The organism is Paenibacillus sp. J22P169, from assembly GCF_059691995.1.
Map to the genome: position 1 here is coordinate 37970 of NZ_JCAUAO010000016.1, position 25806 is coordinate 63775.

Here is a 25806-nt window from a genome sequence, read left to right on the forward strand (position 1 = left end):
CGCTTGTCTGCCACACTAACGATTAACGGCCGCAGAGTCACCGTTGATGTCGAACGCGAACTCCGTGAGTATGAATGGAACCAAGCGCAATGGCATGCGGATCGGCTTATCGCTGTAAGCCCGTTACGGTACGAAAGAAGAGCAGGCTCCTTCTACGTTCATCTCGTTAATTCTGCGTCAGCACGTGCTGGAGATTGGGGCGACTTGGGCGCAACTGATCCGGAATGGCAGCGTGGAGGCTTCGTTAAGCTGCTCGCCTTCCTTCGAAACGAGGACGAATATAGTACACGCGAGTATCTGGTCGCCGAATACGCGTCCGAGGAGCCCGCCGACCCATACGCGGAGGACTTCACGCTCGAGGTACCGGAGTTGACGCTAATAGAGCGCCGCCGACCGCTAGATCCGCGAATACTCGACGCGTACCAATACCGTCACCCATATCTAGGTACTCGTATGATTCCGGAAGATGTTCAGCGTTACTACAGCGTCGGATTCGATAGACAGCGTAAGGCAGTAACGATACCTTGGCGGTGTCCAGACGGTAAAGAACTTGCCAACGTGAAGTATCGGCGAGTTGACGCAAAAACGTTTTGGTATGAGAAGGGCGCGAAGCCAATAAGGGAATGCGTTTTCGGAATCGACCTGGCGTACAAGCATCGCATAAAACGCGCTGTCATTACGGAGGCAGAGATAGACGCGATGACATGCGCAGCGGCCGGAATCTTCGGTATTGCGACCGGTGGTAGCACGTTTAATACAACGAAGGCCGATATTATTCTGCGGTCGCCGATCGAAGAGCTCGTTATTATAGCGGACCACGATAACGCGGGCCAAAAGCTGAAGCGCCAGATTATCGAGTTGATGCGCGGTAAGATAACGCTAAAGGTGGCCGGCTACCCCAAGCGTTGGAAGGATCCGAATGAGATGGCGTTGGGCTGCGGATTGGAAGCGTTGAGAGAACGCGTAACAGATGCTCGTAAGATTCGTACGACATTACCGAAATTATCTCTATAGAGAAGATGGTGTAACCGATGGTGGATTCGTTATTAAACGTGTTATTCGGAACCTTAGACACTCTCGCAATCTTTGCTCTTATTTTTAAAACCTTTCGCTGGCCTTACTTTAGAGAATTTAATAAGTTACTCGTTATCTCCGTTGTAATGGGATTAGTTTCCTACGTTGATAGGGGCGTACTCGGGTTAGAAGCGTTCGATCCGGCGATTCAGTTCATACTATACATTATATCGCTGAAATTCATATTTAAAGTCACCTGCTACTACGCTTTTCCTCTTACCTCAATTGGCTATATCGGCTATCTTACTATTCAATTTATCATCTATCCGACACTGCTCGCTTTAGGCATTGTATCAACTAGCGACGCTGAAGCGATGGGCGGATTTGGTACATACATTATCCAGGCTTCAAGTGAGTTAGGCGCGTTTGCAGTAGCGTTCATACTTTACATATTAAGATTAGGGTTTTCTTACGTAGATATTCCGCCGCACGATCCTTATGTAGTTGAGAGAAAAACGTCAATGGACTCAGTAGCGAACGCGCTAGCGACGCTCGTAGTGACAACGATAATGTTTTGGATACTTAATTTCTCGCTTCACGTTTTAATAATACTACCGCTGCTTCTCGTGTCATTAACGTTACTTCTCTACATTTCTTTACGGAAGGATGTCGGACAATGACGATGACATTATCGCGAAAGTTAGCCGATTTCACGCTACGAGGGAATCCCGAAGAGCGTCGGAGTCATGAATCACTCGTTTACCAGTACGCGGTTCTGCTAAATTTCGTCTCGATCGTACTGTTGACGCTCATTTTCGGACTAGTTAGCGGGAAACTTACGGAAACATTAGTCGCAGCTGCATCGTTTACCGCACTACGTATGTTATCGGGCGGGTACCACTTTAAATCTTTGGACGTCTGCGCGGTTGTTACAGCAACAATTTACGGAGTTATTCCGTTAATTCATGTAAGCCCGGAGTATGTCGTCTGGATTAATGTGGTAAGTCTCGTATTAGTCGCGTTGCTTGCTCCAACTAACTTGAGGAACACGTTATGGACAGGTAAGGCTAGTGCGAAGATGGCGTTTAAGGCTGCGGCGATCTGCGTAGTGTTAATCGGATGTACGTTCGGCTCGACAACCGTTGCGTTGGCGTTCCTGGCGCAGGCATTACTTTTGATTCCACGGAAGGAGGTAAAACCACTATGAAAAACGTAGCTAAGCTTATGTCGGCAGTATCCTACGGCGTAGCATTCGTGTTCCTCGCTACATTTAAAGCAGGTATCGGCGAATTAGAAGCTCCAAAAAACTTCTTTAAGAAGTGAGACCAACACTATGTATAACGTCGAGCCGGAAATGTCGTGCAGCAGACTAGTAAATGGTAAAGTTGTAAAATCGCATGACATGATACCGCTAAGCAGCGTCATACTTATTGACACGATTGAACTTTCAAAGAATGATCGCAGATTAAGGGTGCGTGCGATAAGCGGGGATTATGTGTTTAACCTCAGCGGTGCTTTGAGTGTAATGGAGGACATGCTGAAGATGTTCGGATTCTGGCGTGCGGACAGCACCAATCTCATAAATATGGCTCACGTCGATAAAGTCGTTGATAGCTTTTTTGCAGCTGAAGTTGTCTTCCGCGATACTGAGATACGAGGAGAAATCGCGAGGATTAAAGTGAAGATTCTAAAGAAACTTTTCCCGCATGTAAGCGTTGTCCAAAGTTGAAACACATTTTTTTGGACATGTCAACAACAATATTTACCCCCAAATACTGGTGTTCCAGCAACATGGAAAACATGGTAAGATTTAGTAGAAGGTAAGGTCGGCACGTTCACAAAATAACTTGGTCTGTAGGGAGGAAATTAGGCGGTAATCCACGATCGTGGATCGATCAGCGGTGAGGTCCGGTAGTTAACCGAACGCTCACACGCCGCCTATTCCGCCTTAACGTAAAGCCAATCATACAAATCTCGCGGCTCGACACCCAGAGAATCCGCAATTATGACCGCAGTAATTAACGGCATTTTCTTGCGGAAGTTAGTACAGTATGCGGAAATAGTGCTTTCGCTAATCCCCGTTCGCTTTGCGAGATCCAATTGGTTCCAACCGCGCGCATTAAGGAGTTCCGGAATAAGGCAGCGTCCGATAGTGAATTTGCGACTCACCTGACGCTTGCCTCCCATATTTTGGGGCGTATGTTACTACGTAATAATAGCAGAGTTAAGCGTTGGAAAAAAGTTCTAAAAAGTTTTCGCTAAAGTGTACGGAAAGTATTTGGACGGCGTCGTAGTAAGTGTAAGGTGAAAATGAAGGGAGATGGAGCGTATTAATAACTTCGAAAAATTGAATAGATTGGTCGGTGTGTACCGCGCGACTAATGATCAGTCGGTATTTGCGGAGATTTACGAAGAGGTACACGAAGAACGACGAACGAACACGCGTCTAGTGCTGCGATCAGGTCTCGGTGATGAGAACGACGCAGACAGCATTTTTGACGACCGGCTCTTCAAGTTAATCAACCGAGACGACGTTATCGAGTTCGGTAAGCTGTTCTCAAGAGCACTTAAGAACGCCAGGATCGATTTTTTCCGAAAAGAAAAACGACGGCGGGCGCACTATATTTTAGCACCGAAAAGCAACTCCGATGATGACAGTGATGAAGCGCCAACTTCCCACTTGATCGCGGACGAGCTGGATGTGGAATACGAAGTTGTAGAACGTTTAGACAAAAAGAAAGAAGACCAACAGCGCCAACTGTTAGTCTCCCTTCATGAATCCGCCCGGATTCCTTTCGACTCAGAGATGGTTAGCGCCATCAAAGAGTTACAACGATTAGAACAACGTTTTAGCATCGAGGCGCTCTCGAAAGCGCTCGGTGTTCAACGCAACACACTAGCTCGTAAGTTTGATCGTTTAGCGCGTGCATATGACCGAAATTCCCACGGTGATATTACCGAGTTTATTTCACCTTATTTACGTATTAAACGCCAATACATAGCGAGTTAGCAGTTGGTCAAAAACGGTGACTGGCGATTAGGCATTGCGTCAGTTACCGTGTTCAACTTAATTAATTATAGCACACAGTGCCGTGATGTCATTACCTAAAGTATGGGTATAAATGACGTATGTTATACGTTGTTGTTAATATTATAAAAATTATGTTACGTCTACATTACCTATTTTACCGAAAAAACCGTAGATGTCAACGCTTATTTAGTCATGTTTACGTAAAGATACGATAAAGATTACGCTAACTAACGGAGGTTAATATAATGAAAAACGTAATTACACGCAAACAAACGAAATTGGTTAAGAAACCGCGTCAAGATAACGCGTTCCTTCAATATAACGGAGGCTGCCGCCCCTACGAAGATCTCGCCGATTACCTACCGCGGCTCTCGCTGAAAGGCGTGATAATCGCATGACGACCGCACTGGATCCGCGAGCCGGCACGCATTTTACCGGTAAAATCTTCGTCACTCCTCACGCATTGGAACGCGCCGTCGAGTACTTCGGAGTCGATCGCAGTAAGGCGCCAATGCACGTAATGGATTTATTGCGTAAGTCTTCGTTAATCGATGCAAATGTACTCGGTGAAGACGGAAACAGCGGCCGCCTATTCGCATACAGACGGACTGCGTTCGTAGTCTCACAATACGAAGACACCGTTATAACGATGTATCCACGTGAAGACTCGCCGATAACAGTCCGTGAGAGTGTTGCGAAAGCATTGACGACGGTATTACGCGCAGCTCAACGTAAAGAGACACGCGAAATAAAACGATTGGAGTTGCGTAAGGCGGAGCTAACCGTTGAGCGTGCCGAGTGTGCGCTTCGTAAACTTAAGACGACGAGTATTAATGTAGCGAAGCAAATGGACGCCAGGATTGCGGAAATAGATGGCGCGGTCACTACGATCAACTCGGAAGTATTCGAAGTAAGACGCGAGAAAACAACGCTGGCAAAAGGAATTGCAGCTTACGTGTAAAAAAGTGTACGGAATTAAGCCGAGTGGCGTCGTAATAGATGTAACCACTTCCCACGTCGGCCACGCGCCATCTACGCCGAAGAAACGCCCTTGCCGGTCTTACCGGTTGAGCGCGAATAGTAAGCCTAGGTGACGTGTGGCGGACGCGGGAAATTGAAAGTGCGGACCGGCGTAGCGTCAACGCAAAATGACGCAGATGAACGAGGAAGGAACGTGATCGAATGAGTTTATTTACGAAGAAGGGCTCTGACGCGGTTAACTCCGCAGCTACTAACGAGGGAGGCGCGAAGGATAGTCCGATTGTATCGTTCAAGTCCGGTACATCGCTGAAAGTCGGCGTTAAGTCGATCGATGATGTTGCGGAGTATTACGGATACTCGATCTACAAGAAGTGTAATACTTTCGTACCGAAGAATCCCGCCGAACGTAACGCGAAAGGTTATATCACAGCTAATCCGAGCGTCTGGGACCGAGCAGCTGAGCTCTTGTATGCCGAGGCCAACGCAGCTAAAGAAGCCGGCGCCAGTGAAGCGGAAATTAAACCACTAACGGACGAAGCTTATCTGTATCGTGGAAAACCTCGCTTCCTACGCGCATTCTTCGATCTCGATACCGGCAAGGATATCGTAGTGGATCTTTCGCCGAACCAGGAGAAAACGATTAAGGCCGTTATCGTCAAGTATGCGAAGAAACTCGATAAGCTCGCGTTTGAACTGTCTAAAACGGGAAGCTCAACGAGCGCCGTCGTAAGCTTATCGCCGATCATCGACGTTGACGAGGATTTATCGGATGCACAACGCGCCAATTTCGCGAAACTGTCCGCGGCTCCATTCGATATGGAATCGCTCGAAACGTGTCTTTACGTAGCGGACGAAGCGGAACAGGTCAAAAACTTGATCACTGCCGGCTTCGATATCGGGCGCCTCGGACTAACGTACGGCGGAGATGCACCGAAGCAGCCTGTGGACGCGGACGTAAAGCCGATCGATCCAAACACACCAGTTTCAACGCTAAACTTTTAATTAAAAACTAAACCAATCGAAAAGGGGAAATCATCCAATGAAAACAATCGCAAAATTTATGTCCGTCGCTTCTTTCTCACTAGCATTCGTGTTCTTCGCTACATTTAAAGCAGGTATCGGCGAAGTAGATGCGCCAAAAGACTTTCTCCGCTAAACGCGGGGATCGTACTTGTTGACGTAAATTAACGTAAAGGAGCGGATTGTATGCGCGAAAAAATCAGCATAGCGTTACTGATCGTAGTCTCAGCTCTGCTCGCAGTAGGGTTCATCTCGTTAGTCGCGCTAGGCATTACGACAGTTACAGGCGGGTTATTTCCGTTCGGATTCGCATTCCTTATCGCGGGAGCACTAATCGTAGCCTTCGCTATTACAAGCGTAGATATCGAGGTGAGCGCGGAATGAGTGAGTCAACGCATTCAACGCAAGTTATCAAGCGCACACTCTCGATCGGGATCAACGTAAAGGACGCTGACAATCTTCCGAAGGTCGGACGCGATATTGCGAAGTTTCTAAAGAGCGTTGATCACGATCACGGTCCGTTCGAGTTGAATATCGCAGTTAGCGTCGAGCCTACGGAGTCGGCGATGATTGGTCCGATTGAGTTTCCGAAAGCTGGCGATAAGTTGCCGCAAACAATCGAAATAGTATACGTCGACGGTGACGACGAAATGGAAGGGGTTGAGTGAGATCGCACATATTACGGAGGCAGTCGGTAAACATTCGGAATTAATCGCGAGGACAGCACTTTTAGCTAACGGGTACGTCGTAGCTAAACCGGAAACGGACGAATCATACGACGTGATTTTCCGTGATCCGCTGAATAAGACGTTCTATACTGCGCAAATAAAAACGATCCGTCAGCGTATGGACCGTGGCGGCGACCTCGTAGTCTACGCGAAGAAAGGTAATGGCGAACCTTATACGCTATCCGAGGCTGATTATATTATTGGCGTCCTGGGGGCGGAAGGTGAGAAGCCGCGCGTTTACATGTTCGAAAATCGCGGTATCGGCGAGTACTGGGCGACCGAGGCTCGTGTAAGTCAGCGGTGGGTCGAGTTGCCGATTGAATTGAATCGAGAGATTTACGAAGGGGCTGACGTATCATGTCCGGCCTAGACCGTTTCGCACCGCCCGCCGAGCCCGTCACCGTCGCTCACTGCGCGTGGTGTGGACGAGAGATTTACGTCGGCGACGAAGTACACCGCGTAGATGACCGAGAGGCGTTCGTACACGGCGGTGACGATTCGACTTGTGCGAAGGAATTCGCGTTTGAGCGAGTGTATGACGCGGAGGGTACGATTACAGCGCTAGGTGACGTAGAGTAACGTAATAAAATATACGCGGCAACGACCGCCCGAAGGAGCAACTTATAAATGGCGAAATTAAACGGTGTAACATTGGTATCTGAGCGCATTTCTTATAACGGTGCGGAGTACGTGAAATCCAATGAGGCTGCGGTTGTCGGCGATATCATTCGATTCGATGATTCATCCAGCTACGCGACTACGGGTGCCTTCTATGAAGTGACGCGGATTGATTCACATGACGATCCGCAAATTATCGATGATGACGGTGATGAGCTCGATCTTTGTGGCGAAGACAAAACGGTTTTCAAACGCGTAGAAGCTGCTGTGACGAAATCAGACGACGTAGTCTTTCACGAAGGCGTGAAGTACCGTAAAGTGGCGCGCAGAGCAGTCGAAGGAGATAAAGTCATCTTAGTTTCGCGCATCGGCAGTCCGACTCACTTCTTCTTAAATGTTCCGGTCGTAGTAGACGTAAAGAAAGTTTACGGTACAGGCGGCGACATCGAAGCAGAGGGGCCTTGCGAACGTGGCGATGTAATTACGCAAACGGTAGCTACTGAGGATTATCGCGTACTTGAGCAGGTCGAAGCCACAGCTTTAGCACCGACTCCTCCTTCGACGCAAGCTACGTCCTTACCGGACACTTACGTAATCCACAACGGCAAAGTGTACGTGAAGGAAGCGCGTAAGGCTTCGAAAAAGGGAGAGTTAGCGTTAATTACAGCGTGGAACCGTGAACGCCATATCTCCGGTGTCAGAGACAGCTATGCGAATGGGGATATCGTAACAGTTAGTAATCCGTATCAAAGCGAAGGATCGTTCGCGCCGCAATGCAACGGAATTGCTACAATTCAGCCGGAAGAATACGTTATTGTTACACCGACCGGCTCCGTTACGATCGACGGTGTTGAGTATACGTTGGAGAAGCGCAAGGCTAAGAGAGGCGATACGGTTCTAATCGTTAAGACTTTGGGCGCACGCGGTAAATACAGTATCGGTACTATCGCATCTAACGTTAAGGTTGACTCGTGGAGTGATCCGGTAGTTAACGAGATGGTTACGGTATCTTCCGAATACCTCGTACTCGTTCCGAAAGCGGCCGCTCAGCCTAAATATCGCGAAGCAGTGGAACCGACGTACACGGAGGTTAAACGTAAAGCCAACGTAGGCGAGCGCATTCGCATCGTTAAACCTGAGTGTGCGTTAGATTACGGTAAAGGCGATGAGTTTGTCGTAACTAACGTAGACAGTGAGGGCGACGCTAGGTTTACCGATAAAGCCGGAGATCGCAACACCGCTTTCTTACGTGAGTATGTCGTCCTTGAGCCGGTAGCAAACGTTAAGCCGGTAGCTCCCTCTGACTCACGCTTGCAAGTTGGCGAGTATGCGAAAGTTACGAGAGACGGAAGGGGACGCGGCTCATTCGGACCGCACTCGTTCAATATCGGACAAATCGTAAAAGTCGCGAAATGGTGGGATCACGCTACAGACCGAGTATTCTGCGAGAGTATTGACGGCGGTGAATCCACGTACTCTGTACACAACGACGATTGTGTCCGCGCCACTGACGAAGAAGTTGCGCAGGCTAAACGTAAAGTGGCGAAAGCGCAATTTGCCGTAGGTGACACAGTCAAAGTCGTCATCGCGGAAGGCAAACGTCCGTCACGCGGTTGGGGTGAGGTCAAAAACGGAGATGTAGGCGTAATTAGCTACATCTCCGGCAATATGTTTTCCGTTGATTTCCCTTCGCAAAAAAGGTGGAACGGTAACTACGATGAGTTCGTTAAGCTTACGGCTGCCGAAGTTGCGCAGGCTAAACGTAAGAACGTTAAAGTCGGCGATTACGTGAGGATTACGGGGTATCAATCCGGCGCACCTGCGGGTACTATCGTTAAAGTAGTAGCTGTAAGCGATGGCGGCAGTACGGTAACTTACGAATGGGACGGACATAGTCGATTACTATCAACCAAATTCGAAGCAGTAACGCCAGTTGAGGCGGAGCAAGCGCGCAATGAAGAGGAGGTAAAGGCGCAACAGACTGCGCTAGAGGCGAAATGGTCCGCGATCGGACGTAAGGTTGACGAAATCAAGATTGGCGATATTGTACGTGTCGTAAAGGCATGCGGTGGTAGAGCACCCGTAGGGCACGTAGGCACCGCGCTAAGTTCAGGTAATAAGGGTAGTGTCCGAGTAGCAACGGTAGATAACCCTGACGGCGCTAGCTGCTGGTCATGCGTAGAACTCATCGCGCCAGTCGAATCGCTGTTCAACGCGGCGAAGTAACGTATGAATCCGATACAGACCCCGAAGCTGACGTTAGCAGCAAAACCGTCGACCGACGCGATTAAAGACGCAGCCAAACGTAAGGCATCCGCCGAACCAGAAACGGCCGCCGAAGCGTTCGATCGAATTAGCGCGATGTCATTAACGGATAAAGAACGCGCACAATTTAACGCAGCAAAATCCGCATACTTCTCCGGACAATTAGGCAATGTCCGGATTGGTAGCGGAAGCAGTAAATGGACGAAAGGTGACGTTATCTCAGCGGGTTCCCTTCTCTTGCGCCAACAAGCGGAGGGACTGCGCGAGAAACGGATTGCCGAAGTATTAGTGAGTAAGCCCGTAAATTACTTCATATTAACGGACGACTCGGAGTTGCCCGCGTTTGTTGAACGTTTACGCGAAGAATGTCGCCGCCAGCTTTCGGAGTGGCGCGATCGCTTCCGTATTCTAGGCGTTGATACGATGACGGCGGGCGATTTCGAGGGAACCGGCGTTGATACGTATATCGACTTATCAATCGGATTCAGCATATGGCTTCCGTTGCTTAACGAAGGCTATTACCTACCGTACGGACACGTTAGCGGATTCGACGTGCCGAACGCGTTTAAAGAAGGTGATCCGCAGCTAACACGTTCAAAAGTAATCGCAGCCATTGCTCCGTACCTGACGCGACCGAATCACGGTAAAACTTTTCATATGGGGAGCGCGCGGTATGACCTCCACGTTGCGATTAAGGACGGTTACGAGATCGCCGGATGCTGTTGGGATACGTTGGACGCTATGCGCCATTTGAACGAACACGAGGCGACGTACGGTTTGAAACCGCTCGTAGCGAAGTACGGACAAATGTTCGGCGTAATGGGGCCGATATTTACATTCGAAGATCTTTTCGGCAACGGTTCGCCGGCGCCATACAACGTTGAGCTCGTCGGCATCTACGCGATAAAGGACGTTTTGTACGGATGGAAACTGTTCGAATGGCAGTATGAAGCGATGAAGAACGCGCCTGGACGGTTGCTTGATTGTTACGCGCAGATAGACTCGAAGCTACCGGAAACTGACGTATTTATGTCGCGATGCGGATTCGAGATTGATATTGCGGGACTCAAGGCGTTAGAGGACGAGTTTACTCCGTTATTGGAGAAGGCGCGTGCCGATGTGGTTGAATCGTACGGTATCAACGACGAGTTTGTCCGGAAGATGGACCGACATATTAACGCGAAGGCTGTTGCGGAGTGGATCGATAAGCAGCGTAGGAAGATCGCCAAACATACGGAAGCCATCACTAAACAACGCGCTATTATTGCAGAGTGTGAGGCGGCAAGCAAAACGAAGCTGAAACGCTATACGGAAGCAGTCACCAAGTTAGCGCAATTAGAGGCGGAAGTGTTGGCGGAGCCGATCGAAGCAAACGCGCCACTTACGATAACGGAATTTACGATTACGAATGGCAACCATCTCGCGTATCTCATTTACGATGCGCTCGGTATCGAAGACGTTACGGGACGATTTAAACGAGGGAAGACGCGCTCAACGGCTGCGGATGTGCTCGACGTTTACTACGAGGAAGAAGAGGCGCTGAAGCCGCTGGCAACCGTTGCGGCGTACGAGAAGTTGCTGAATACGTATGTGATGAAGATTCCAGATGCTATAGCAATAGACGGACGCCTACACAGCGAATTCAAAGCTGGAGGCACTGCTACAGGCCGGTATAGCTCAAGCGGGTACAGTGGTCGACCGATCGATATACTTGACGAGTTTCGGGAGGTAAACGCGGATGAAGAATGATTACGAAATCCGTGAAGCAACGACAGTTATCTTCATCAAGAGAAAAAACGGTATTGTGTACGAGTTTTTAATGGATACAGAGGACTTGCCTAAACTTCTTGAGGTGGGCGGTTCGTGGTGCGTAGACTTACCTTATGTCCATAATGATCCAGCTAGAAAACCCTACGCTATCCGAAACGCACCGCGCGAAGGTGGTGGCAGACAATTCGTTAAGCTTCATAGGTTTCTCACTAACGCTCCAGATGGCAAAGTTGTTGACCATATCGACGGAAACACACTAGACAATCGTAAGTGTAATCTTCGTGTAACGGATACCTTTGAGAACATGCAGAACCTCAGAGGAATTCCAAGTAGAAACAACAAAAGCGGAGAGCTAAACGTTTGTTATTCGGAAAGTAGCGGTCTATACCATGTCGCTGTTATGCGAAACGGAGTTGTTACGAGAGCCAAACGTAAAAACTTTGACGAGGCGGTAAAAGTCGCAAAAGATATGAGGCAAGGTACTTGGATGCCTAGAAAGCGAGGTAATCCACGCCTATGTTCGTAGTAACTGACGCAAACTATCACGCAATTGTACGTAAATTAGTAGCCGATGATCGCAAAATTCCACTCGGAGTAAACATGCAGAACCTCCCGTCAAAAGGCGCAGGTACTCGCGTTCGTAACTGCTTCGTTCCCAAGCGCGGATTCACGTTTGTCGGCGCTGACCTGGGCCAAATTGAACCGCGTGTAATGAGCGCGATTATGTGGGACCGTTACGGTGACAACTCGCTTCGTCAGATTTTCCTCGATGGCGTTGATCTATATACGACGATGGCGATGAGGACGTTTAATATCGCGGAGGAATTCTGCGTCGACAAAGCGTACGATCCGACCGGCACGTTCAAACCACGTTCGATGATGAAAACGGGCGTGCTCGCTGTCTCATACGATCAGTCACCGAGAGCTTTCGCGAAGAAAATGAACGTTACGGACGAAGTGGCAGCGTACTTCTTCGAAAACTTCGACCGCACATTTCCGTCGTTCAAAACGATGGTAGCCGATATCCGCGAAGGTATGCGCAAGAACGGCTACGTTGAGACGCTATATGGTCGGAAACGGCGCTTTCCGGATTATGCATCGGTTTCGGCGGCGGCTTCGAAGAACGAGCAACGCTTAATCCGGCTCTATACGGAGCGTAAGCAATTGCGCGGTAAGGAAGCGCCGAGCCAACGTGATGCGCAACGTTTAATCGCGGTCCAAGACGAAATCGACGTGCTATCGGAAAAACGCGGCCTCATTGGTTATTGGGAGCGCGCCGCATTTAACGCGGTGATCCAAGGCACTGGCGCCGACATTCTGAAGATGATCGGTAATCGCAACGCTCAAGAATGTAAGAAGCGCGGTTGGGAGTTCAACGCATCCATCCATGATGAAATAAAAAACTCTGTCCTAAACGAGCAGCTTACGGAAGAAGCGATCGCGTTAATTAACGATATCATGACGCAGACTGCGACGCTGAGCGTACCGCTGGTAACCGATATAGTGATCGAACCGCGTTGGATGCAGGAGTATAAACCGTCTGAATGGGACTTCGTTAACTGCCGACCAAAAGTGGAGTTTGCGAATAAGTATGCATAGCTGTACGGAATCCGATCGTACGGCGTCGTAATAAGTGTGACGTATACATCTACGTTTACGTGTACGTAAACATTCGAAAGTGAGGCGATAGTAATGCGCGAACATGAATCAGCTACGCAAACATGTTCGAGATGCCGACGCACATTCCGTGTACTTGCGGATGAGGTCGGAGATCACGGCTGCCCTAACGGATGCTTTAATCATGAAGAGGAGGCGGATTATATGGACGTAAAACTTACGCAGAAACAGCTTATTGAACTTTGGAGCGATGAGGAGCTAGAAGGTCCAGGCGGAAAGCTAACGGTTGTTGAGGAAGGCGAATGGGACGGAGCTGGCGAGAAGTATCAATCGCTAGAAGTAATTTTCACGGATGGCGAGCGTTTCTTCAGCGGCACGATTACGCGATCGGGGTCGTACTTCTCCGACTGGCATTACGATGACTACGGAAACGCTGATATCTCGGAAGTCCGTAAGGTAACGAAGACAATCGTAACCGAAGTATGGGAGGCGATCTAACTGAGCGTATTCACACGTATTGGTTCCGCAGCAGTAGCGGATAAGTCACCACAAGCCATCGCCGACCAAATCGCCACCGAGTTCCAACGATTCCTCGACGCGTGGCATTCTGCGGATGAAGTGTACGATAATCCGCTTGATGCGCAGATTCACGAATGGTATACAAATGCCTTACGGGATAAGCCACTGTTTCCACCACGCAATATGCCGTATTTCTCGCCTTCGAGCGCCAACTCGGACAAGCGTGAACTGTACGAAAAGCAACGCGGAGCTCAGCGCGATAAAGTAGGACGCCCACCGCACCAAGGACGTTGGACCCGCATCGGGACCGCGATCGGCGACGTCATCCAGCGCGATATCTTATTCGCGGAACGTCATTACGAAAAGGCTACCGGCGATGCGCCGAGATTCACGTTTGAACGCACGGAAGACGGTCGCCCGATGTTCGAGGATTTTGCGAAGAAATCGCATGTAATCGAGCATAACGGAAAGAAATTCGCTCTATATGGTACCTGTGACGGTATCATGCGCTATGTAACGGAAGACGGCGAATTTCTCCGCGTCGGCCTCGAAGTTAAATCGAAACAGACAACGTCGGCCCAAACCTCCGATTACTCTACGCGTTACGGTCCGAAGGAGGATCACGTTAAGCAATGCGTGTGTTACTCGTTAATGTACGGGACAGACGCCGAGCCGATCGATTACTATATCATCCTTTACGTTAACGCGTCAAAGAAATCGTGGGAAATGGACGCTGCGGATTACGCCAAGAATCCGGATACAAAAGCGTTCGGTATTGCGATTAGCGACGATGATCGGAATAGCGTGCTCGATTACTTTGCGGACGTTTTGGAATCGGTGGCAATAGGCAAGGCACCGAAACTAGATCCTGAGAAATTCACGTTTAATAACTTCAAACGTGCATGTGCGCTGTCTCTTACGGAAGAAGAGTACGAGGAAATTGGGCGGTATGTCGAACGCCTGGCTTCGTCAAATCTACCGGACTTTAAGAAACGCGGACCGGTTGAGGCTTACGAGTTGATTACGCAGATTAGGGCGGAGGTGCCTGCATGACATACTTTATCAAAGGGATCCGCCACAAAGACGGTACACCTAATGAACGCGAGGCTCGGCGCAAAGGAGACCGCGTAAATATCATAAGCTGTCGAGTGGGTGCTTCGATGATTTACGCTTACGCCGATGAGGACTCGGTCGTACATACGTCGATGGTTATTGATGCATTAGTAGGCGAAGGTGAGCTCGTTATTTGGACGCAGAATACCGAGTATACGTTTGTTAAGGAGGTTGCGCCAGTTGCCTCCCAATAAAACGGAAACACTTCGATACGTCGGCCTCGATCTCTCGATCACATCGCCAGGATTCGCAATCATTGACGTTAAGTCACGAAAACCTACGCTAATCGCTCATAACCACTATAAAACGGAATCAGCGGACGCTCAGACGTTGCGCTACGAATTAATCGAATCGTTCGCGCTGGTTTGGCTTCGCGATCACTTGCGGAAGGGTGCGCCAGTGGCCGCTGTAGTTCGCGAAATCTGGCCGCCAGCACGAAACTACGAGCAAAACGATAAAATTCACGGAGCGTGGTCCGCTGTCGATCGTGCATTGAGTCGCGTAGGTCTATCGGTCATTGCGAATATCGCGCCAACGACCGTAAAGAAGGCCGTAGCCGGTAGCGGTAAGGCGGAGAAGCCGGAGGTTGCGACGGCCGTGCGTAGACTGTGCGGACTGCCAGTGGACTATGCGTTCGCTACCGATGATGAATCGGATGCGGCTGCGGTTATCCTGGCGTATTTGATTGCGGAGGGACTGGTTGACGCATGCTGATCGTCTATTATTCGCTAACAGGCAACGTTCGCCGATTCGTGCGGAAGACGGGGATTACACCTGCGATATCGTTACCCACACGTTGGCCAGCGGTCGAACCGTTTGTACTCGTAACGCCTACGACTGGATACGGAGAGATACCGACACCAGTCGTGAGTTACCTCATCCGAAATAGTTCGTACTTGCGCGGAGTAGCTGCGTCCGGAAATCGGAATTGGGGCGCCAACTTCGGCGCAGCTGCCGATAAGATTAGCGAAAAATATAACGTTCCTGCGCTGCTCAAGTTTGAGCTATCAGGAACTGACGAAGATGTACGTAAATTTACGGAGGAGGTTGCGCTACTTGCCGAAACATATTGAGCTCAACAACGAGATTATGCAACGCGGAGAAGACGGTTTCTACCGCTTAGAAAAGGATGCGGAAGCCGTCCGTGCATTCATGCGAGAGGTTAAGGCAAAGTCGATGCGGTTTGATTCCGTGATCGACCGTCTCAAGTACCTCGTAGAGAATACGTACTATTACGACGTATTCGCGCAATATGCGGAAAGCGAGATCATTGACGTTCACTTTCTTTGTAACGAATATAAATTCCGGTTTGCTTCGTATATGGCCGCGTCAAAGTTCTACTCTGACTACGCGTTGAGAACGAACGACAAGCGCCAATACCTCGAAGATTACGGGCAACACGTCGCAATTGTTGCGCTTTATCTCGGCCAAGGCGACTATGGGCGAGCGGCGAGGCTTGCGCGATCCATGATGGAGCAGCGTTTACAGCCGGCTACTCCTACGTTCCTTAACGCAGGTCGAGCGAGACGTGGTGAAATGGTATCGTGCTTCTTGCTCGAAATGGACGATTCGCTGAATTCGATAAACTACGTGCTCGGAACGTGCATGCAGCTCTCCAAAATCGGCGGAGGCGTAGCGGTTAATCTCTCGAAGCTGCGTGGTCGTGGCGAAGCGATTAAAGGCGTGGAGGGCGCGGCCAAGGGCATCATGCCCGTTATGAAATTAATGGAAGACGCGTTCTCTTATGCGGATCAAATGGGCCAGCGTAAAGGATCCGGAGCAGCTTATTACAACATTTTCGGATGGGACGTAATTGAGTTCCTCGATTGTAAAAAGATTAACGCGGATGAAAAGACACGTATTAAGACTCTATCGATCGGCCTTATCGTGCCTAACAAGTTCTACAAACTGGCGGAAGAAAACAAACCTCTCGCCGTATTCGGCGGCCACTCCGTTTTTAAAGAATATGGAAAGCACCTCGACGACATGGATATGGATGCGATGTACGACGAATTGCTCGCGAATCCAAACATTAAGAAGAAAGAAATCATGAGCGCGCGTAAGATGCTCGAGCGTATTGCGGTTACTCAGCTGCAGAGCGGATACCCGTACATGTGTAATAAAGACAACGCGAACAGCGCGCACGCTTTGAAGGCGCTCGGCATGATCAAGATGTCAAACTTATGTACGGAAATTTTCCAGCTGCAGGAAACGTCCGAGATCGCAGACTTCGGCGAAGAAAGCAAAATTCTACGCGATATCTCATGCAACCTCGCGTCCATGAATATCGCAAACGTAATGGATACCGGCAAGCTCCGCGAAACGGTTCACGAAGGAATGGAGGCGCTGACGGTTATCTCCGATATCTCTCGTATTCCTAACGCGCCAGGCGTCCGTAAAGCAAATGCGGAGCTCCACTCGGTCGGGCTCGGCGTCATGAACCTTAACGGATATCTCGCGAAGAATAAGATTCCGTACGAATCGGAAGAGGCGAAGGATTTTGCGCGAGCGTTCTTTGCGGCGATGAACTTCTACTCGATCGAGAAATCGATGCTTATCGCGAAGGAACGAGGAGTAACGTTCGACGGCTTCGAAAAGTCAACGTACGCGGACGGTACTTATTTCGACATGTACCTGGCAAACGACTACGCACCGCTTACCGATAAAGTGGTGGAACTGTTTGAGAGTGTCGGCATAGTTCCTCCGGATGTGCATGATTGGCACATGCTTAAGGGGGACGTTGCTAAGTACGGACTTTACCACGCATACCGATTAGCGATCGCACCAACGCAGTCAATTTCGTACATTCAGAACGCGACATCGTCCGTTATGCCTATTGTGGAGCTTATCGAGCGACGCACGTACGCAAACTCCGAGACGTTCTATCCGATGCCTTACCTGAGTCGCGAGACAATGTGGTTCTATAAATCCGCTTATAACGTTGACCAATTCAAGTTAATCGACCTAATTGCTGAGATTCAACCGCACATCGACCAGGGAATCTCGACGATTCTTTACGTCAACAGCGACGTCAGCACACGCACTCTCGGTCGCCTTTACGCTTACGCCAATTATCGCGGGCTTAAATCGCTGTACTATACAAGAACGAATCAAATTGACGTCAGCGAGTGTACCAGCTGCGCGATATAACGAAGGAGGACGCATATGCAGTGTGTGAATTGGAATAAGTCGGAGGATTACGTTAACGTCTTTTGGAATCAGAACATTATGCAGTTTTGGACGGATACTGAGTTTCCGGTATCCGATGATATCCAAGATTGGACGGAGCTTCCCGAGCCTGAGCGTAAGGTACTCAAATGGGTTCTTGCGGGCTTAACCGGCCTCGATACGCAGCAAGCATCCGAAGGCATGCCGCTAATCGCGCTCCATACGGACGATTACCGTAAAAAAGCGGTCCTTGCGTTCATGGGGATGATGGAACATATCCACGCGAAGTCGTACTCGTCTATCTTCACGACGCTGCTGACGTCAGAAGATACGGATTATTTACTCGAGAAATGGGCGCCTAATCAGCGGAATCTCGTATTCAAATCGGAGAAAATTTCGGAGTATTATCGCAAGCTTTTGCGGCCGAACGCTCCGATTTACGACATTTACATGGCGTGCGTTGCTTCAGTATTCCTCGAAAGCTTCCTGTTTTATAGCGGATTCTACTTCCCGCTCTACCTCTCCGGTCAAGGTAAGATGCGTGCTTCAGGCGAGGTCATCCGTAAAATACTGATCGACGAATCAATTCACGGGGTTTACGTCGGCTATCGAGCGCAAGAAGTCTACGTACAGTTATCGGAAGAAGAACGCGTTAGGGCAGCGATAGAGACAAGCGAACTTTTACGCGTGCTTTACGAGAATGAGGCGGAGTACACGGTTGAACTTTACGCGGAGTTAGGTCTCGCCGATGACGTGATGCGCTACGTAAGGTATAACGCGAACAAAGCGTTAATGAATCTCGGATTAGAAACCGAGTTCGACGCTGAACCGTTTAGTCCGATCGTTGAGAACGGGCTCAATACTGGAACGAAGCAGCACGATTTCTTCTCGCAGAAAGGCGACGGTTATGTGATGGCGTTGAATATCGAGCCAATGATAGATAGCGATTTTATTTTCGTGTAGTGTACGGAAATCATCCGGATGGCGTCGTAATAAGTGTAAGACAAATTAACGGAGGTGGACGAGTGGAAATTCTGAATACGATTGAACACGTTGGACGCGCAGGGTACACCGGCTGGGGCGTGGTGTTACTTGTTATCGTGATAATACTCATTTTAATTACCGTATTTCTAACGAAGGATGGCGAGTGGGCAGCGTTATACTCGGGTTTCTTGTCCATATTATTTACTCTGATGGCGGTCGGTGCCTTCTCCGATCCAGGCGTTACTCAGCACGAAGTCCGCATCACGAACGGCTACGTTATCGACGCTCAGAAGTATAAAGTCGTAGAGACACGCGGAAGCATTGTCGTTATCGAAGAGTTACGTAAATAGACGTAAAAGGAGGCGCACGTTATGCCGTTACCGAAAGATTCGTTACTCTTCGGACTCGCAAGTAAGTTGACGGATGAGCAGCGCGTTTACGTTGACTCAATGTTCGATCGGCAGCTCACCGTGGTCAATGCAAAATCAGGGACTGGCAAGACAACGCTGGCTGTCGCTGTTGCGAAGATGATCGGTAAGCCGCTGGTCTACGTATTCTCACCAGTGGAAGAGGGCCGGATGGGATTTCGTCCTGGAACGCAGAAGGAGAAAGAATCTGCGTACATAACTCCGTTGACCGACGCTCTTTACGAGATCAACGAAGATCCTGCGAAGGTGATATATGATCCGGAGAATGCGGAGTCACAGAAGCGCGGACATGCGTGGGTGTATCCGATGAGTCATATCTTCGCTCGCGGTATGAATCTGAAGGATAAAACGATCATTATCGATGAAGCGCAGAACTTTACTCGCGGAGAGTTGAAAAAGATTCTTACGCGGATTCATGATTCGTGCAAAGTCGTAATCATCGGGCACGACGGTCAGTGTGATCTACCTGACGCAAAAAAGTCCGGCTTCCTCCCGTACATCGAACACTATCGCGATCAGCCTTACGCTAAAATATGCGAGTTAACGGTAAACTTCCGCGGTAAGCTGGCGCAGCACGCCGATACATTGAAATGGTAACGGAAAGGGTGACGTAATTGAACGATAAGTTGACGCAAATATTCGCAATGCAAAAAACGCTCGATGACCGCATTACCACCGAACGCAGCATCGAAAAGACGCTCGACGAATGGGTAATCGGAATCACTCTGGCGATGGAATCGGAGATTGACGAGATCCGGCGCGAAGTTAATTGGAAGTGGTGGAAGAATCCGAAGGACGTTTCGAAGTCTGCGTTAAATGGGGAGATAATCGATCTATGGCATTTCCTCATTAGTTTGTCGCTAAAAGTAGGGTTAACGGCGGATGACGTTTACTCGATCTACGTGAAAAAGAACGCGGAGAATCACGCTCGCCAGGACGGAACTAGCGAGAAAGACGGCTATAAAGCGGAGGTGAGCGCGTGATTCAATTCGCGATGGAGCATCCGATAGCAACTGTAGTTATCGTTTTCATGGTAGCGTGTTGTGTCCACGATATGAACGCAGTCTGGGCGCGAGCCTATGCGTTAAGAAGCCGAAAGGAGGGCAAATAGTTGCGCCAATATCACGATCTATGCCGTCACATCATCGCAAATGGCGTTGAGAAGTCGGACCGCACCGGGACTGGTACGTTATCCACTTTCGGATATCAAATGCGTTTCAATCTCGCAGAAGGATTTCCGCTACTAACGACTAAGCGCGTTCATTTACGCAGCGTCATCTACGAGCTGCTGTGGTTCTTACGCGGCGACACCAACGTTAAGTATCTGCGTGATAATGGCGTAACGATATGGGACGAATGGGCTGACGGACACGGCGAACTCGGTCCCGTCTACGGTAAACAATGGCGCGATTGGACGCATGGGCGAGGCGGTGAGCGGGGTTATGACGCTTGGTATACCGAGGATTGTTTCGATCAAATCTCGGATGTCATAGCGCAAATTCGGTCTAATCCCGATAGCCGCCGTCTCATTGTCTCCGCCTGGAACGTAGGTGAGGTCGATCAAATGGCGCTGCCGCCGTGTCACCTACTGTTTCAGTTTTACGTAGCGAACGGTAAGCTATCGTGCCAACTGTACCAACGGTCGGCTGACGTATTCCTCGGCGTTCCATTCAATATCGCATCATACGCACTCCTTACGATGATGATTGCGCAAGTAACCGGACTGGGGCTGGGCGAGTTTGTCCATACGATCGGTGATGCGCACATCTACACGAATCATCTCGATCAAGTAGCTGAGTTATTATCGCGAGAAGAACGTCCACTGCCGACTATGCGCTTGAATCAAGACGTCACTGATATCGATTCGTTCAAATACGAGGACTTTACGCTTGAGGGATACGAGCCTCATCCGGCTATTAAAGCGCCAGTAGCGGTATAAAAACGATAAGGGAGCGGATGAAAAGAATGAGAGAACAAATTACGGTAATTGACGGGGTAAAGTATCGCGAGGTAAGTCGGAAGGCTAACGTTGGGGAACGGATTAAGATTGTTGACGCTAGCTGTACTTTCGGAGATTACAATAACGGAGACGTATGGACGGTCGTTAATCGTGACTCCAGCGGCATATTTAATACGAAAGCAGACAGCTGGCCGTATGCAGACGATGCGGAGTACGTCGTGCTCGAAGCAGTTGTAGCAGAAGATAAACCCGCAGACGACTTCCGTGCTCAACTCGACGGCTTAACGCAAACCGTCGCCAGCCTTACACTGAGAGTTACGGAGCTTGAGCGAGCAGGCGCAGTGAAATACGTAAAGGTTGCGGAAGGTCCGGTAACGACCGCAAAGCCATCGTTCGCGTCGAAAACGCGCGATGAGATCGTCGAGATGGCGAAGAAGGACGTAGCGGAGCTCCTCGTAACTAAACGTATTATGGACGTCCCTAACCTCGAAGGGTATAAGGAGTCATTCTATCCGGAAGGATGCGGAACTTCCTCAACGGATAAAGTAGAATTCGTTATTAATCGCGAAAAACGCATCGTTGTTGCATTAATCCGCTACATTGACGGTGCAGTTTGGGCTCGCGGTAAAGCCCGTTGCGCGCCCGACGATTGCTTCAACGCTCACATCGGAAAGGCGATCGCGCTGCGACGTGCGCTAGGGTTGACGGTGCCGACCGAGTATTATGAAGCGCCGCAACCTACAGAGGTTCGCGTTGGGGATATCGTAAACGGTAGTGAGGTGAGTCCCGCATTTTATAGCGCGGATAAAACATTTACCATTACGGCAGTTGCCAGCGTTGACTCGTTTAGGTATGCGGAAAGACCTACGGATTGGATTTGCCGGCATCAAATCGGGCGCATTCTCGACGATTCCCGCGAGGAGGTGTCCGCCTAATGGCTAACGCCTATACTACGCAAGAGCAACGTATTTCAACGCAATCTGACGAAGTCAAAGCGATCCTCATCCGCAAGAACCGCGACTACGGCGATAGTTTCGCGAAGCAATTCGCTAAGTACGGTGTGATGTCCGGTCTCATCCGCATGGACGATAAGATGCGGAGACTAGAGAACCTCGTTGGCGGAGCGGAGCAAAACGTTGACGAATCGATCGACGATACTTTGCTCGATTTAATCGGTTATGGAACGCTCCTTCTCGTTGAATTGAAGAAACAGCGGGAGGCGGCCGATGAGTAGCGCACCTCTTTCCGCATATGACGCTTACCGCGCCGGCTATCACGCAGGTTACTTTCGCGGAAGGATTGCGGCTGTGAACGGTGAGGAATACGATGAGCGGACGCCGCTTGAGCGTGAAGGGAACGCGGAGAAAACGTACGGAGATCCGTGGGATAACGTAGAAAAAGACGCGTAACATAGGCAATTACGCGTCCTCACTTCGTTTACTATTCCGTCCCTCTTCCGTCAGGCGCAACGTAATCCTCACGTTTAAATAGCAGCCATCCGTCAGCCTTACCGTCAAACACGTACTTGATCGCTTCGAGCGGTAGTTGGTGCTTCTTCATGAACGCGTTAATATTCGCATAATGGCGGCCGCGATCGAAGCTGACCGGATTCGCGTCTGACGGCTTCACGACGTCAGGCTTACCGAGCGCGATCCGTTTGTTGGCTGCGTCGAATCCAACGAATAGCTTTATCGCGGAACCCTTACACGATAGTAGATCGACTAGGCCCGCCGACATGCGGACGCGACCGAATTTATCTGACGTGAGGAACGCTGCTCCGCTGTGGGCTCCATTATTCGCCCATACGTCGATTACGAGTTTTGACATACGTGATTACCTCCGATTGTACGAGTTATATAACGTTATTATAAACGCAATTTAACGTAAATTCAACGTAAAAAGGGGCGGATTATTATCGGAACTGGATCGATTGATCTCGAAGCTAAAACGCGGAAATATACCCAATCCTACGCACTCAACACCGCCAAAGGAGTCGCCGCCTTATTACGCGATCGCCACCGAATTTCTGAGCGCCGTTTTCGCGGCGATACGGCTGCCTCCGACATCATCATCGATCTTCATAGCGCCATAGAAAGCGCTGGCTTAACGGATCGCCAAGCGGAGTCTATTGCGTGGGTTTATGGACGTGATCTAACGCAGACGGAAGCAGCGCGCATTATGGGCGTGTCACAACCGGCGGTCGTACAATCACTTGACGCGGCAACTGAACGGATATCGACAATCTTTCAGCGGTGGGATTACGGCGAGGTTACGGTAGAAATTACAGCAGAGGAGTTGACGTTTCATGACGAAGAATAAACTAACGTTCGCAATCGAAGTAACTGCATTAATTGAACGTAATATAGAGGATAGAGAAGAGCGAATCACGGCAATTAAGGCGCTGACAGATGGGTATGATCGCGAAGATATGGATGCTACGCAATTAGGGCGTCTTACTGATTATATACTGCGCGAAGAATTAAAGGACCCGGACCTGTGTAAAGCTCAGCGTAGCGAGTACCCGTTCTTAAGTGAGCGGCAGTTTGCTAGGCGGCATAACAGCGAAGTTGGATCGAAAGTGGCAGAGGACTACGGTACGGATGGTCGTAACTATACGGTACCTAAACGCCGAAGACGCAATGGCTACGAAAATGAATTTGTTGATGCGCGCGCAAAATCACATAATAAAGCTCGCGCTATTCAGTATCGTAAGGATACGGCATCAGGTGAAGTCGTTCCATACAATTTATTTGAGACTGGCGGAGAATTAACGCCAGAGTTTGTGCAAAAAATCGGAATTGGGCAGCGATGGCGCGAGTCCTTATCCGTATAATTTGCGGGTTAGTACGGTATTACACTATGAACCCGTATGTTGTAGAAAGACGACGTTTGGCCGTTATAGGCTGCGCGTCTTTTTTGCGTTGTTCCAAATACCGAAAAGGAGATCGATAAAATGACGTTAGAACGCGGAGTTAATCCAGAAACGGGCGAAGTAGGTACGTTTGTACCGGACGGTGCAGGCTACAGTATTCAATCGCAAGATCAACGCGAGGCAAATCGCAAGTATTTCGAGAGTCTACGCAATCCATCAGGAGGGCGCAGCGTTGATTTTACATTTGCCGCTATGGAGGCGATTGGCGAGGTGATTGGCGCACTTTCAACGGCGCAATGCGGCTTTCTCGCTGTCATCCAATGTTACGTAGGTTACGACTCGAACACGCTGATTAACGCAGATAAATCGCCTATGACAACTGCGGATATGATGCGAGCTCTTAAGCTTGAGCGTAAACGATCTACATTCTACGCGTTCCTTGCGGCGGCACAGGAGCGCTATATTATTACAGAAGAGGATGGTCGCTTCTCCGTTAATCCACGCTATCATTTCCGAGGAACCGCGCGTGATACGAGTGTTATACGGACATATACCGCAAAGATTAAGCAGACATACGCCAGTGCAAAGCAGGCAGTTGATATCGGACTCATTTACCGCATGCTGCCGTTCGTCAATTACGAGTTTAATGCTCTCTGCTCGAACCCTACCGAAAGGGATCCGCACAATGTCGATTGGCTTAACGGTAAGGAACTAGCGGATGCGATCGGAGTTAGTGAAACGGAGCTCTCGCGTAGAATTAAACGGCTTGTCGTCGGAGAAGAGTACGTGATCGCGCGGATATCAGTCGGGGGCCACGCGAAATATATGTTCAATCCGCTCGTTTTTAAACGCAGCTCGCGACCAGTTGACGGTACTGTCCAGGCGATGTTTAACGTGAAGTATCGAAGGGTCTCCCGTTAGAGTTGCGCTTATTTGGACAAATCGCCCGAAAAGTTGCGCTTATTTGGACACATAAAAACGCTGAAATCCCGCGTGGCACTAAGTAAGTCGGCGTTTTGATAGCTAAATTTATTCTTAGTATTACGACATTCACAACGCGATCAGGATCGAAATGAAATTCCGGATTAGCTTATATTTTAAGGGCTAGTACGGTATTACGTTATGAAGAGATTCACAATATTCACAATTCGCTAGGAACGTAGTGACGAAGCGAGGCGGGCGCTTTTCCCGCCATTATCTTTTATAACGGAGGTGAACGCCGGCATGGCGAAAACATTAAGCACGGAGCAGATCGTCGCCATCTCGTGGCTAGCGCAGCCAAAGAAAGGCGGCAAGACATTCGAAGAGATCGCGGAGATTTGCGCCATCCATCCGAATACACTCGCTAACTGGCGTAAGGATGCGACATTTGAGCGCGAGTTGAAGACGCAGATGGTGCGTAATAGTCAGGATAAATTACCGGAGTTAATCGCGTCGCTTTCCGAGATTGCTATACGGGATGGGAACGCGGCTATGGCGAAGTTAGCGTTGCAGATAAACGGGCTGCTTACGGATAAGGTCGAAGTGGAGACGAAGACAACGGATGTTACCGATACGAATGCGTTAAGGGCGAAGTTAGATGCGTTCAGGCAGCGTAGTGGTGGCGAGGCGGATAACGTAGTGAATTAACAATAGCGTATTTTATCGCGCTATATAATGAAGGAACACGTTTGCGTGCGCATGTGAATCCGTGTGGATTGCGTAATATTATCGGGCAC

36 protein-coding genes are annotated in these 25806 nt (G+C 49.5%); 34 read left to right on the plus strand and 2 right to left on the minus strand.

Features of this window, described 5'->3' with window-relative positions; translation table 11 throughout:
* The first annotated feature begins 3 nt into the window (after nt 1-3).
* The 4 genes from AC58QG_RS34665 (at nt 4) to AC58QG_RS34680 (ending at nt 2743) form a co-directional block, all read left to right on the plus strand.
* Nucleotides 4-1014 (plus strand): toprim domain-containing protein, encoded by a 1011-nt coding sequence (locus AC58QG_RS34665; RefSeq protein ID WP_497366565.1) that lies wholly within the window; start codon nt 4-6, stop codon nt 1012-1014.
* A gap of 146 nt (nt 1015-1160) precedes the next feature.
* Entirely contained in the window at nt 1161-1694 is a 534-nt protein-coding gene (locus AC58QG_RS34670) for a hypothetical protein (RefSeq protein ID WP_497366566.1), read from the plus strand.
* Nucleotides 1691-2221, plus strand: a complete 531-nt coding sequence (locus tag AC58QG_RS34675) for an accessory gene regulator B family protein (RefSeq protein ID WP_497366567.1) — start codon at nt 1691-1693, stop codon at nt 2219-2221. Before AC58QG_RS34670 ends, AC58QG_RS34675 begins: the two co-directional genes overlap by 4 nt.
* A gap of 126 nt (nt 2222-2347) precedes the next feature.
* Nucleotides 2348-2743, plus strand: a complete 396-nt coding sequence (locus AC58QG_RS34680; RefSeq protein ID WP_497366568.1) for a LytTR family transcriptional regulator DNA-binding domain-containing protein — start codon at nt 2348-2350, stop codon at nt 2741-2743.
* 209 nt (nt 2744-2952) lie between these two features.
* On the opposite strand, the gene AC58QG_RS34685 is transcribed toward AC58QG_RS34680, so the two are convergent.
* Nucleotides 2953-3201: a helix-turn-helix transcriptional regulator gene (locus AC58QG_RS34685; RefSeq protein ID WP_497366569.1), complete on the minus strand. Its 249-nt coding sequence runs from the start codon at nt 3199-3201 to the stop codon at nt 2953-2955.
* Between the two features lie 160 nt (nt 3202-3361).
* On the opposite strand from AC58QG_RS34685, the gene AC58QG_RS34690 reads away from it, so the two are divergent.
* The 26 genes from AC58QG_RS34690 (at nt 3362) to AC58QG_RS34815 (ending at nt 22625) form a co-directional block, all read left to right on the plus strand.
* Nucleotides 3362-4024 (plus strand): RNA polymerase sigma factor, encoded by a 663-nt coding sequence (locus AC58QG_RS34690; protein ID WP_497366570.1) that lies wholly within the window; start codon nt 3362-3364, stop codon nt 4022-4024.
* A gap of 266 nt (nt 4025-4290) precedes the next feature.
* Nucleotides 4291-4443 (plus strand): hypothetical protein, encoded by a 153-nt coding sequence (locus AC58QG_RS34695; protein WP_497366571.1) that lies wholly within the window; start codon nt 4291-4293, stop codon nt 4441-4443.
* Nucleotides 4440-5006 carry a hypothetical protein gene (locus AC58QG_RS34700; protein ID WP_497366572.1) on the plus strand — a complete coding sequence of 189 codons (567 nt, stop codon included), beginning with the start codon at nt 4440-4442 and terminating at the stop codon, nt 5004-5006. Before AC58QG_RS34695 ends, AC58QG_RS34700 begins: the two co-directional genes overlap by 4 nt.
* A gap of 221 nt (nt 5007-5227) precedes the next feature.
* The gene (locus tag AC58QG_RS34705) at nt 5228-6028 is read left to right on the plus strand and encodes a hypothetical protein (protein WP_497366573.1); all 801 of its coding nucleotides are present in this window, start codon (nt 5228-5230) and stop codon (nt 6026-6028) included.
* A 204-nt stretch (nt 6029-6232) separates the two neighbouring features.
* Nucleotides 6233-6430 (plus strand): hypothetical protein, encoded by a 198-nt coding sequence (locus AC58QG_RS34710; protein WP_497366574.1) that lies wholly within the window; start codon nt 6233-6235, stop codon nt 6428-6430.
* Entirely contained in the window at nt 6427-6714 is a 288-nt protein-coding gene (locus tag AC58QG_RS34715; RefSeq protein ID WP_497366575.1) for a hypothetical protein, read from the plus strand. Before AC58QG_RS34710 ends, AC58QG_RS34715 begins: the two co-directional genes overlap by 4 nt.
* Nucleotides 6686-7144, plus strand: coding sequence for a PDDEXK-like family protein (locus tag AC58QG_RS34720; RefSeq protein ID WP_497366576.1), 459 nt, complete (start codon nt 6686-6688; stop codon nt 7142-7144). Before AC58QG_RS34715 ends, AC58QG_RS34720 begins: the two co-directional genes overlap by 29 nt.
* Entirely contained in the window at nt 7132-7353 is a 222-nt protein-coding gene (locus tag AC58QG_RS34725) for a hypothetical protein (RefSeq protein WP_497366577.1), read from the plus strand. Before AC58QG_RS34720 ends, AC58QG_RS34725 begins: the two co-directional genes overlap by 13 nt.
* 48 nt (nt 7354-7401) lie before the next feature.
* Nucleotides 7402-9618 carry a hypothetical protein gene (locus tag AC58QG_RS34730; protein ID WP_497366578.1) on the plus strand — a complete coding sequence of 739 codons (2217 nt, stop codon included), beginning with the start codon at nt 7402-7404 and terminating at the stop codon, nt 9616-9618.
* 3 nt (nt 9619-9621) lie between these two features.
* Nucleotides 9622-11406, plus strand: coding sequence for a DNA polymerase (locus AC58QG_RS34735; RefSeq protein ID WP_497366579.1), 1785 nt, complete (start codon nt 9622-9624; stop codon nt 11404-11406).
* The gene (locus AC58QG_RS34740; RefSeq protein WP_497366580.1) at nt 11396-11953 is read left to right on the plus strand and encodes an HNH endonuclease; all 558 of its coding nucleotides are present in this window, start codon (nt 11396-11398) and stop codon (nt 11951-11953) included. Before AC58QG_RS34735 ends, AC58QG_RS34740 begins: the two co-directional genes overlap by 11 nt.
* Nucleotides 11944-13026 (plus strand): DNA polymerase, encoded by a 1083-nt coding sequence (locus AC58QG_RS34745; protein ID WP_497366581.1) that lies wholly within the window; start codon nt 11944-11946, stop codon nt 13024-13026. The genes AC58QG_RS34740 and AC58QG_RS34745 overlap by 10 nt, the downstream gene beginning before the upstream one ends.
* Nucleotides 13027-13248: 222 nt before the next feature.
* Entirely contained in the window at nt 13249-13542 is a 294-nt protein-coding gene (locus tag AC58QG_RS34750; protein WP_497366582.1) for a hypothetical protein, read from the plus strand.
* A 120-nt stretch (nt 13543-13662) separates the two neighbouring features.
* The gene (locus AC58QG_RS34755; protein WP_497366583.1) at nt 13663-14616 is read left to right on the plus strand and encodes a hypothetical protein; all 954 of its coding nucleotides are present in this window, start codon (nt 13663-13665) and stop codon (nt 14614-14616) included.
* Nucleotides 14613-14870, plus strand: a complete 258-nt coding sequence (locus AC58QG_RS34760) for a hypothetical protein (RefSeq protein ID WP_497366584.1) — start codon at nt 14613-14615, stop codon at nt 14868-14870. The genes AC58QG_RS34755 and AC58QG_RS34760 overlap by 4 nt, the downstream gene beginning before the upstream one ends.
* Complete coding sequence (locus tag AC58QG_RS34765; RefSeq protein WP_497366585.1) at nt 14857-15390, plus strand: crossover junction endodeoxyribonuclease RuvC; 534 nt, start codon at nt 14857-14859, stop codon at nt 15388-15390. The genes AC58QG_RS34760 and AC58QG_RS34765 overlap by 14 nt, the downstream gene beginning before the upstream one ends.
* Nucleotides 15384-15749, plus strand: coding sequence for a class Ib ribonucleoside-diphosphate reductase assembly flavoprotein NrdI (gene nrdI, locus AC58QG_RS34770; RefSeq protein ID WP_497366586.1), 366 nt, complete (start codon nt 15384-15386; stop codon nt 15747-15749). Before AC58QG_RS34765 ends, nrdI begins: the two co-directional genes overlap by 7 nt.
* A gap of 16 nt (nt 15750-15765) precedes the next feature.
* Nucleotides 15766-17826, plus strand: a complete 2061-nt coding sequence (nrdE, locus tag AC58QG_RS34775) for a class 1b ribonucleoside-diphosphate reductase subunit alpha (protein ID WP_497366605.1) — start codon at nt 15766-15768, stop codon at nt 17824-17826.
* Nucleotides 17827-17841: 15 nt separating this feature from the next.
* Nucleotides 17842-18807, plus strand: a complete 966-nt coding sequence (gene nrdF, locus AC58QG_RS34780) for a class 1b ribonucleoside-diphosphate reductase subunit beta (protein ID WP_497366587.1) — start codon at nt 17842-17844, stop codon at nt 18805-18807.
* A gap of 62 nt (nt 18808-18869) precedes the next feature.
* Nucleotides 18870-19178 (plus strand): hypothetical protein, encoded by a 309-nt coding sequence (locus AC58QG_RS34785; protein ID WP_497366588.1) that lies wholly within the window; start codon nt 18870-18872, stop codon nt 19176-19178.
* A 21-nt stretch (nt 19179-19199) separates the two neighbouring features.
* On the plus strand, nt 19200-19853 hold the full coding sequence (locus AC58QG_RS34790) for a PhoH family protein (RefSeq protein WP_497366589.1): 654 nt from the start codon (nt 19200-19202) through the stop codon (nt 19851-19853).
* A gap of 29 nt (nt 19854-19882) precedes the next feature.
* Nucleotides 19883-20239 carry a dUTPase gene (locus tag AC58QG_RS34795; protein ID WP_497366590.1) on the plus strand — a complete coding sequence of 119 codons (357 nt, stop codon included), beginning with the start codon at nt 19883-19885 and terminating at the stop codon, nt 20237-20239.
* 128 nt (nt 20240-20367) lie between these two features.
* Complete coding sequence (locus AC58QG_RS34800) at nt 20368-21195, plus strand: thymidylate synthase (protein ID WP_497366591.1); 828 nt, start codon at nt 20368-20370, stop codon at nt 21193-21195.
* Nucleotides 21196-21221: 26 nt separating this feature from the next.
* Nucleotides 21222-22151, plus strand: a complete 930-nt coding sequence (locus AC58QG_RS34805; protein WP_497366592.1) for a hypothetical protein — start codon at nt 21222-21224, stop codon at nt 22149-22151.
* Entirely contained in the window at nt 22151-22450 is a 300-nt protein-coding gene (locus AC58QG_RS34810; RefSeq protein ID WP_497366593.1) for a nucleotide modification associated domain-containing protein, read from the plus strand. Before AC58QG_RS34805 ends, AC58QG_RS34810 begins: the two co-directional genes overlap by 1 nt.
* Nucleotides 22443-22625 carry a hypothetical protein gene (locus AC58QG_RS34815; protein WP_497366594.1) on the plus strand — a complete coding sequence of 61 codons (183 nt, stop codon included), beginning with the start codon at nt 22443-22445 and terminating at the stop codon, nt 22623-22625. Before AC58QG_RS34810 ends, AC58QG_RS34815 begins: the two co-directional genes overlap by 8 nt.
* 31 nt (nt 22626-22656) lie before the next feature.
* Here the strand turns inward: AC58QG_RS34815 and AC58QG_RS34820 are convergent, their stop codons facing one another.
* Nucleotides 22657-23043, minus strand: a complete 387-nt coding sequence (locus AC58QG_RS34820; protein ID WP_497366595.1) for a hypothetical protein — start codon at nt 23041-23043, stop codon at nt 22657-22659.
* A 261-nt stretch (nt 23044-23304) separates the two neighbouring features.
* Between AC58QG_RS34820 and AC58QG_RS34825 the strand changes: the two genes are divergently transcribed.
* The 4 genes from AC58QG_RS34825 (at nt 23305) to AC58QG_RS34840 (ending at nt 25717) form a co-directional block, all read left to right on the plus strand.
* Nucleotides 23305-23535, plus strand: a complete 231-nt coding sequence (locus AC58QG_RS34825; RefSeq protein WP_497366606.1) for a sigma factor-like helix-turn-helix DNA-binding protein — start codon at nt 23305-23307, stop codon at nt 23533-23535.
* Nucleotides 23522-24049, plus strand: coding sequence for a hypothetical protein (locus AC58QG_RS34830; RefSeq protein WP_497366596.1), 528 nt, complete (start codon nt 23522-23524; stop codon nt 24047-24049). Before AC58QG_RS34825 ends, AC58QG_RS34830 begins: the two co-directional genes overlap by 14 nt.
* Before the next feature lie 120 nt (nt 24050-24169).
* Nucleotides 24170-25009 (plus strand): Lrp/AsnC family transcriptional regulator, encoded by an 840-nt coding sequence (locus AC58QG_RS34835; RefSeq protein WP_497366597.1) that lies wholly within the window; start codon nt 24170-24172, stop codon nt 25007-25009.
* A gap of 303 nt (nt 25010-25312) precedes the next feature.
* Nucleotides 25313-25717 (plus strand): phBC6A51 family helix-turn-helix protein, encoded by a 405-nt coding sequence (locus AC58QG_RS34840; protein WP_497366598.1) that lies wholly within the window; start codon nt 25313-25315, stop codon nt 25715-25717.
* Nucleotides 25718-25806 lie beyond the last annotated feature (89 nt).

Bases quoted from the DNA above. Each gene is read 5' to 3' on its own strand.
- AC58QG_RS34670 (WP_497366566.1), top strand. From the start codon at position 1,161: ATGGGATTAGTTTCCTACGTTGATAGGGGCGTACTCGGGTTAGAAGCG.
- AC58QG_RS34675 (WP_497366567.1), top strand. From the start codon at position 1,691: ATGACGATGACATTATCGCGAAAGTTAGCCGATTTCACGCTACGAGGG.
- AC58QG_RS34680 (WP_497366568.1), top strand. From the start codon at position 2,348: ATGTATAACGTCGAGCCGGAAATGTCGTGCAGCAGACTAGTAAATGGT.
- AC58QG_RS34685 (WP_497366569.1), bottom strand. From the start codon at position 3,201: ATGGGAGGCAAGCGTCAGGTGAGTCGCAAATTCACTATCGGACGCTGC.
- AC58QG_RS34695 (WP_497366571.1), top strand. From the start codon at position 4,291: ATGAAAAACGTAATTACACGCAAACAAACGAAATTGGTTAAGAAACCG.
- AC58QG_RS34700 (WP_497366572.1), top strand. From the start codon at position 4,440: ATGACGACCGCACTGGATCCGCGAGCCGGCACGCATTTTACCGGTAAA.
- AC58QG_RS34705 (WP_497366573.1), top strand. From the start codon at position 5,228: ATGAGTTTATTTACGAAGAAGGGCTCTGACGCGGTTAACTCCGCAGCT.
- AC58QG_RS34710 (WP_497366574.1), top strand. From the start codon at position 6,233: ATGCGCGAAAAAATCAGCATAGCGTTACTGATCGTAGTCTCAGCTCTG.
- AC58QG_RS34715 (WP_497366575.1), top strand. From the start codon at position 6,427: ATGAGTGAGTCAACGCATTCAACGCAAGTTATCAAGCGCACACTCTCG.
- AC58QG_RS34725 (WP_497366577.1), top strand. From the start codon at position 7,132: ATGTCCGGCCTAGACCGTTTCGCACCGCCCGCCGAGCCCGTCACCGTC.
- AC58QG_RS34730 (WP_497366578.1), top strand. From the start codon at position 7,402: ATGGCGAAATTAAACGGTGTAACATTGGTATCTGAGCGCATTTCTTAT.
- AC58QG_RS34735 (WP_497366579.1), top strand. From the start codon at position 9,622: ATGAATCCGATACAGACCCCGAAGCTGACGTTAGCAGCAAAACCGTCG.
- AC58QG_RS34740 (WP_497366580.1), top strand. From the start codon at position 11,396: ATGAAGAATGATTACGAAATCCGTGAAGCAACGACAGTTATCTTCATC.
- AC58QG_RS34745 (WP_497366581.1), top strand. From the start codon at position 11,944: ATGTTCGTAGTAACTGACGCAAACTATCACGCAATTGTACGTAAATTA.
- AC58QG_RS34750 (WP_497366582.1), top strand. From the start codon at position 13,249: ATGGACGTAAAACTTACGCAGAAACAGCTTATTGAACTTTGGAGCGAT.
- AC58QG_RS34760 (WP_497366584.1), top strand. From the start codon at position 14,613: ATGACATACTTTATCAAAGGGATCCGCCACAAAGACGGTACACCTAAT.
- nrdI (WP_497366586.1), top strand. From the start codon at position 15,384: ATGCTGATCGTCTATTATTCGCTAACAGGCAACGTTCGCCGATTCGTG.
- nrdE (WP_497366605.1), top strand. From the start codon at position 15,766: ATGCAACGCGGAGAAGACGGTTTCTACCGCTTAGAAAAGGATGCGGAA.
- nrdF (WP_497366587.1), top strand. From the start codon at position 17,842: ATGCAGTGTGTGAATTGGAATAAGTCGGAGGATTACGTTAACGTCTTT.
- AC58QG_RS34790 (WP_497366589.1), top strand. From the start codon at position 19,200: ATGCCGTTACCGAAAGATTCGTTACTCTTCGGACTCGCAAGTAAGTTG.
- AC58QG_RS34805 (WP_497366592.1), top strand. From the start codon at position 21,222: ATGAGAGAACAAATTACGGTAATTGACGGGGTAAAGTATCGCGAGGTA.
- AC58QG_RS34810 (WP_497366593.1), top strand. From the start codon at position 22,151: ATGGCTAACGCCTATACTACGCAAGAGCAACGTATTTCAACGCAATCT.
- AC58QG_RS34815 (WP_497366594.1), top strand. From the start codon at position 22,443: ATGAGTAGCGCACCTCTTTCCGCATATGACGCTTACCGCGCCGGCTAT.
- AC58QG_RS34820 (WP_497366595.1), bottom strand. From the start codon at position 23,043: ATGTCAAAACTCGTAATCGACGTATGGGCGAATAATGGAGCCCACAGC.
- AC58QG_RS34830 (WP_497366596.1), top strand. From the start codon at position 23,522: ATGACGAAGAATAAACTAACGTTCGCAATCGAAGTAACTGCATTAATT.
- AC58QG_RS34835 (WP_497366597.1), top strand. From the start codon at position 24,170: ATGACGTTAGAACGCGGAGTTAATCCAGAAACGGGCGAAGTAGGTACG.
- AC58QG_RS34840 (WP_497366598.1), top strand. From the start codon at position 25,313: ATGGCGAAAACATTAAGCACGGAGCAGATCGTCGCCATCTCGTGGCTA.